The organism is Oceanomicrobium pacificus (assembly GCF_009833495.1).
GTDB classification, from domain to species: Bacteria; Pseudomonadota; Alphaproteobacteria; order Rhodobacterales; family Rhodobacteraceae; genus Oceanomicrobium; species Oceanomicrobium pacificus.
This window is the reverse complement of record NZ_WUWG01000007.1, coordinates 70,943-77,234: the sequence shown is the minus strand read 5'-3', so window position 1 is coordinate 77,234 and position 6,292 is coordinate 70,943. Positions and strand designations below refer to the sequence as shown.

At 66.0% G+C, this 6,292-nt stretch carries 4 protein-coding genes; 1 reads left to right on the top strand and 3 read right to left on the bottom strand.

The features are described from left to right. Window positions 1-13: 13 nt before the first annotated feature. Entirely contained in the window at window positions 14-1,093 is a 1,080-nt protein-coding gene (locus GSH16_RS14550; RefSeq protein ID WP_160856335.1) for a PLP-dependent cysteine synthase family protein, read from the top strand. A 30-nt stretch (window positions 1,094-1,123) separates the two neighbouring features. Here GSH16_RS14550 and GSH16_RS14545 read toward each other — a convergent pair whose 3' ends face one another. The 3 genes from GSH16_RS14545 to GSH16_RS14535 form a co-directional block, all read right to left on the bottom strand. After that, window positions 1,124-2,443: an HlyD family type I secretion periplasmic adaptor subunit gene (locus tag GSH16_RS14545; protein WP_160856334.1), complete on the bottom strand. Its 1,320-nt coding sequence runs from the start codon at window positions 2,441-2,443 to the stop codon at window positions 1,124-1,126. Next, the gene (locus GSH16_RS14540) at window positions 2,440-4,653 is read right to left on the bottom strand and encodes a type I secretion system permease/ATPase (RefSeq protein WP_328803249.1); all 2,214 of its coding nucleotides are present in this window, start codon (window positions 4,651-4,653) and stop codon (window positions 2,440-2,442) included. Before GSH16_RS14540 ends, GSH16_RS14545 begins: the two co-directional genes overlap by 4 nt. 99 nt (window positions 4,654-4,752) lie before the next feature. Further along, window positions 4,753-6,171: a TolC family outer membrane protein gene (locus GSH16_RS14535; protein WP_160856333.1), complete on the bottom strand. Its 1,419-nt coding sequence runs from the start codon at window positions 6,169-6,171 to the stop codon at window positions 4,753-4,755. Window positions 6,172-6,292 lie beyond the last annotated feature (121 nt).

Below are 6,292 nucleotides of genomic sequence, written 5' to 3'. Positions count from 1 at the left end.
AGGGAGAGGCCAGATGGCTGACAATGGACAGCGCCGGACCACGGGTCGCGGCCAGATTTACGGATCAATTCTCGACACGATCGGCAACACACCGACGATACGCGTGAACAACCTCGCGCCCGACGGGGTAGAGATGTTCGTGAAATTCGAGGCGTTCAACCCGGCCGGATCGGTCAAGGACCGTTTGGCGGTGAACATTATCGAAGCGGCGGAGCGCAACGGCACGCTGAAACCCGGCCAGACCGTCATCGAGGCGACGAGCGGCAATACCGGCATCGGGCTGGCCATGGTGTGCGCGCAGAAAGGCTACCCGCTGGTGATCGTGATGGCCGAGAGTTTCTCGGTCGAACGGCGCCACCTGATGCGGATGCTGGGCGCCAAGGTCATCATCACGCCGAAAGAGCTGTCAGCCACCGGCATGTTGCAGAAGACCCGCGAACTGGCCGAAGCAAACGGCTGGTTCGTCGCCCACCAGTTCGAGACCGAGGCCAATGCCGACATCCACGAAAGCACGACGGCGCAGGAAATCCTTGGTGATTTCAAGGATCAGCGGCTCGACTATTTCGTCACCGGCTACGGCACCGGCGGCACGCTGACGGGCGTGGGCCGGGTCATGCGCAAGGAACGGCCGGATCTGAAGATCATCCTTTCGGAACCGGCCAACGCGCAGCTTGTCGGGAGCGGCGAGGCGCAGAAGCGACTCGACAGCGGGGAACCTGCGGAAAAGCATGGCGCTTTCGAGCCGCATCCCATCCAGGGATGGACGCCGAATTTCATCCCGCTCGTGCTGCAGGAGGCACTCGACGAAGGGTTCGTGGACGAATTGCGCCCGGTCCCGGGGCCGGACGGGATTGCATGGGCCAAGCGCCTCGCGGCCGAGGAAGGGATCTTCACCGGCATATCCGGCGGCTCGACATTCGCCATCGGGATGGAACTGGCGCAAAACGCGGCGCCCGGCACCACGATCCTGTGCATGTTGCCCGATACGGGCGAGCGTTATCTGACCACGCCGCTCTTCGAGGGTATGCCGGACCTGATGACGGAAGAGGAAATGGCCCTCTCGGCCTCCACCCCGAGCGCACAGATGGGCTAGGTCGGGACCAGACGCGGGGCCCGGCGCCGCTCAGCGCTCGCGGAGCGCTTCGAGCCGGGCCTTGCGGAAAGGCTTCAGAAGATAGTCGAGCACCGTGCGCTGCCCCGTCAGCACATCGACCGACGCGACCATGCCGGGCCGGATCTCGTGGGTCTGGCCCTCATGGGTCAACTGGGTTTCATCCGTTTCCACGATGACCGGAAAATAGGTTTCGCCCGACTGCTCGTCAGTGCGGCTGTCGACCGCCACCTGCACAACCCGCCCCGGCAGCGACCCGTAAATGGTGAAATCGAAGGCGGTCAGCTTGATGCTGGCCTCGAGCCCCGGCCGCACGAAGGCGATATCCTCGGGCCGGACACGGGCCTCCACCTCCAAGGTCTCGCCCAAGGGCACGATCCGCATGATCTCCTCCCCGGGCGCGATGACCGAACCGACCGTGTTGACGGCCAGATCGGCGATGAACCCGGCGACCGGCGCACGCAAGTCGGCGCGGCGAACCACGTCATCGGCCCGCTTGATCGCCTCTTCGACAACGCTCAGCTCGTTGAGCGTATCGGCCCGTTCGCTGCTGACCTCCTGCCGCCAGTTGAGCTCCAGCTCCGCCAGCCGCGCGCGCGCCTCGCGCAGTGCGCCACGCGCCTGGTCGCGCTGGCTCTCCAGCCCGTCCTGCTCCTGCCGTTTGGCCGTGCGGTCCCGTTCCAGCGGAATGATCTGTGCGCGCGGCACGACACCGCTCGACGTGCGCAGAGCAATCTCTTCCTCGATCAGGACAAGGCTTTCGCCCACCCGGATGATCGACCGGTCGAGTTCGGTGATTTCCTGCTCGCGCTGGTCGATCTGCGCCGCGATCACCGCGCGCTGGCTGTCGATGGCCGCCAGCCGGCTGTCGAAAAGCGCCTGTTCGCGCATCACGATCGGCGCCGTGGGCACGAGGCCCGCGCGCTCGAAGGCCGGGCGCGACAGGCTTTCGGCTTCTGCCTCCAGCCGTGCGGCACGGGCCAGCAACGCGTTGCGCTGCGCATTCAACTCGCCCAGATTTGCGCCGGCCCCCGTCGTGTCGATCCTGAGCAGACTGTCGCCCGCCGCCACTTCCTGCCCGTCCCGGACAAGGATTTCGGAGACGATCCCGCCTTCAAGGCTCTCGATCCCCTGCGCCTTGCCCGACGGGATCACACGGCCCTCGGCGCGGGACACCTCCTCGATCACCGCGACGCTGGCCCACCAGAGGCCCGCGGCCACCATGGCGCAAAGCAGGAACAGGAATAGCGTCATCCGGGTGGATATTCCCCCCAGTTCCGACGCGCGGCTGCCATGGGCAAAATCGCGCAGGTCCCAATCCGTGCGGCTCATCGGTCGCCGCCTTTCGCGCGGCGCTCCAGCGCGGCCAACACATCGGCCTTCGATCCGTTCGCGCGGACCTGTCCGCGATCGAGCAGCACCAGCCGGTCGACAAGATCGAGAAGCCCCATCCTGTGGGTCGAGATGACAAGTGTCATCGGCCGCCGTTCGATCACCTGTTTCAGCCTCGCGATGAAAAGCTTCTCATTCTGGCTGTCCATCGAACTGGTCGGCTCGTCGAGAATGAGCACACGCGGTTCCACCAGAAGCGCACGCGCCAATGCCACCATCTGACGCTGGCCGCCCGACAGGTTGCGCCCGCGCTCGGTGATCGGCATGGCAAAGCCTTGCGGGTGCTGGGCCGCGATCCGGTCGACCCCGGCGGCGCGCGCCGCGCGCAGGATGTCCTCGTCCCGCGCCCCTGCCCGCCCGAATGCGATATTTTCCGCCAGCGTGCCGGAGAAGAGCACCGGCTCCTGCGGCACCAGTTGCACCGCATCGCGCAGCGCCGCAGCCGGCAACTGGCGCATGTTGATCCCGTCGAGCAGCACCGCACCGTCGGTCGGGTGGTAGAGCCCGGCCATAAGGCGCACGAGCGAGGTCTTGCCGGCCCCGACCGCGCCGATCAGCCCGACCCGGTCGCCCGGCGCGACCTCGAGGCTCACCTCCTTCAGCGCCGGAACCTGAGCGGCGGGATAGTCGAGGCCCACATCTTCCACCGCGATGGCGCCGGTGGAGAGCGCCGCATTGAGCCCGCCTTCCTGCCCGCGGCTGTCGGAGGGCAGGTTCATCACCTGATTGAGGCTGCGCAGCGTGGAGAGCGCGAAACTGCCGCGCACGAACAGACCGGACAGGGCCGCGGTCGGCGCCAGCGCGCGGCCCGACAGGATCATCGCGGCAATGACCGCGCCCATCGTGATCCGGCCCTCGAGCGCGAGGTAGACACCGATCACCACGATCCCGACCGAGGCCGCCTGTTGCGCGGTCCCAGAAATCGTCGTGGACAGGTTGGCCCAGCGGCGCGTGCGTTCCTGCGCGGCGGCCGCATCGGCAACATGCTGCTCCCAGCGGGCCTGCATCCGGCCCTGCCCCGCAACGGCTTTGAGCGTTTCGAGGTCCGAGATCGCCTCGACCGCGACCGCATTCTTCACGCCCGTCGTCAGGCGCGAGTCATTGGCCGCGCGGCGCAGCGGAAAGAGCGTGACAAGCCCGACCACCAGCACGACGCCAAGCGCGATTGTCGGTGGCCAGGCCAGCGGCCCGCCCAGATAGGCGATGACCCCGATGAAGAGGATCGCGAAAGCCAGATCGGTCAGCGTCGCCACTGTCTGGCTGGAAAAGAAATCACGGACCTGCTCGAAATCCTTCAGCGTGTTCATCAGGGATCCCGAGGGCATCGTGTTCGCTTCGAGCCTCAGATCGGCGATATGGGCGAAAATGTCGGAAGAGACGCGCAGGTCGACCTTGCGCCCCACCGCATCGACCACGCTCGCACGGATCGCCTTCAGGATCGCGTCGAACAGGAACACGAGCCCGACCCCGGCCACAAGCGACCAGAGCGTGATGAGCGCCGCATTGGGAAAGACCCGGTCATAGACATTCATCGTGAATATGGGCGTCGCGAGCGCCAGCACATTGACCAGTGCCGCAGCAAGCGCAACCTGCAGATAGGCCGGCCAGTAGCGTCCGACGGCGCTCCAGAACCAGTGGCGCGGCGCGGCGCGGCGTTGTCCCGGAGCGTCCGTGGCAGCCGTGGGTTCGGGGCGCAGCAGGAGCGCCGCCCCGTGATACTGCTCGGCAAGGGCTGCCGCGTCGATCCGTTCCTCGGAATCGTTGACCTGCGGCCGCAGGATCCGCAGGCGCCCGTCTGACTCCCGCCCCAGCAACAGGCAGGCGTCCCGGCCCTTCAGGAACAGCACCGCCGGCAGGACCGCATCGGGCAGGCCGGACAGCGGCCGCCGGACCAGCCGCGCCCGGATCTGGTGGCGCTCCAGAGCCTCGACCGCGAGCGGCGGCGTCAGGCGTCCGTCCCGAGGCAGGGGCAGGCCCGCGGTGAGCGTGGAGGGGCCAAGATCGATGCCCAGCCGGTGCAGGGCCGCCAGCAGACAATCGGCTAGCGGATCGGCGCCCGTGCGATCGAACTGCCAGTCCGGCCCCGCGGGGCGCGCAGGCCGTGCCTGCCCTTCACCGCCTGCCGCCGCGGCTGCGCCCCGCCCGAGGATCAGGCGCGGGGCAGCGGGGGTCTTTTCGGTCGATTTCTTGACCGGACTGTCGGATTCATGCGGTGCGGATATGGTCTGGCTCCCTGCCCTCGGTCCGCATCATTGCAGGCCGACGCTGTTCCCGAACATCGGAGAGGTGATCGTCCACGGATCGCTGCGATGGGCATCCTCGACCGAATTGACCGGCGGCGCGGTCGTGTTCTGGATCGCATAGGGCCGCGCATCCTTGGGCGGCTGGATGTTGAGCGTCGAGACAAGCCGGCCGATCGCGGCCAGAAGCCGGTACTCGCCGAACTGTTCCACCGTGCGGGCGGAGACGAGGTTCACCTTGCTCTGGAAGAGCGAGTTCTGCGTGTTGAGAATGTCCAGAAGCGAGCGTGTGCCGACCTCGAATTCCTTCTCGTAGGAAACAAGCAATTCCTCGGACGAGGCGGACTGGCGTTCAAGGATGGGAATGCGGCGGCGTTCGCTTTGCAGGCGTGCCCAGGTTGTCCGCACCTCGCGCTCGACCAGCCGGGCCTGGCTCAGCATGTCGGCGCGGCTCTCGCTCACGCGGCGCAACTGTTCCTGACGGTCGGCCTTCTCGATCCCACCCTGGAACGTGTAGCGGATGACAAGCTCGGCCTTGGCCTTGCGCTCCAGCCCCTCATAACCATCAAGGTTCTCGCCCATTCGGCCCTCAAGCTCCAAGAGCACATCGGGATAGAGGTTCGAACGGGTCTTGCGGTACACGGCCTCCGCCGCGCCCACATCCGCCTTGGAAAAACGCAGGGTCGGGTTGAACTGCCGCGCGGCGGCAAGGGCCGCGTCGAGGTTGGTCGGAATGACCGCACTCAGGTCCGGCAGCGACTGCAGGCCCGACGGTTCCACACCGACCACTTCAAGGAAGAGAATGTTGCTGTCGGCAAGGCTGAGCGTGAAGCGGGTCAGCGTATCCTCGGCCAGAAAGAGCCGTTCTTCTGCCTGTTGCAGGTCCCCGATCCCCAGCACACCGCTTTCATAGCCCGAGCGGATCTGCTCCAGCGTCCGGCGGTGATAATCGAGATTCTCCTCCGCCAGTCCGATCAGCTGCCGGTTCCGCAGAATGTCGGAATAGTGGCGTGCGGCCTCCAGCGCGAGAAATTCGGTCCGCTCCAGCACGCGCAGGGCGGCGGCATCGATCCGGTAGCCCTGACGGTCGACCTCCGAATTGATCTCGTTCCCGTCCCAGATCGTCTGCGAGATCGTGGCGCGCGCCTCGTATCCGTAGAGCACGCTGTCAGATGATGTGAGCGCTGGTGTGGTCGTGCCGTCATTGTAGTTTGGCCCGGCTCGCCCTTCGAGCGTCACCCGCGGCAGGTAGAGCCCGCGCGCCTGGTCGAGCTCGAACTCGATCGCCTGTTTGTTGGCTTCAGCTGCCTGAATTTGAGGATTGGTTTCAATGACATAAAGAATAGCCTCTTCGAGGCTCAGCGCATATGCGCCCGGTGCGGAACAGAATAGTGCCGCGGCCAGCAATCGTGACGCTACAGCTTTCACGACGACCCCCTTTCAGATGGTCTGTTGCCCCTGCCCAACCATGCGGCCCCATGTCGATGGCAGCGCAGCGCTCTTGCTTGTCTTGCCTTCAATTCCAGTTAGTATGTTCATATTGCATCAC

Coding starts and splice junctions, on each gene's coding strand:
- GSH16_RS14550 (WP_160856335.1), top strand. CDS start 14: ATGGCTGACAATGGACAGCGCCGGACCACGGGTCGCGGCCAGATTTAC.
- GSH16_RS14545 (WP_160856334.1), bottom strand. CDS start 2,443: ATGAGCCGCACGGATTGGGACCTGCGCGATTTTGCCCATGGCAGCCGC.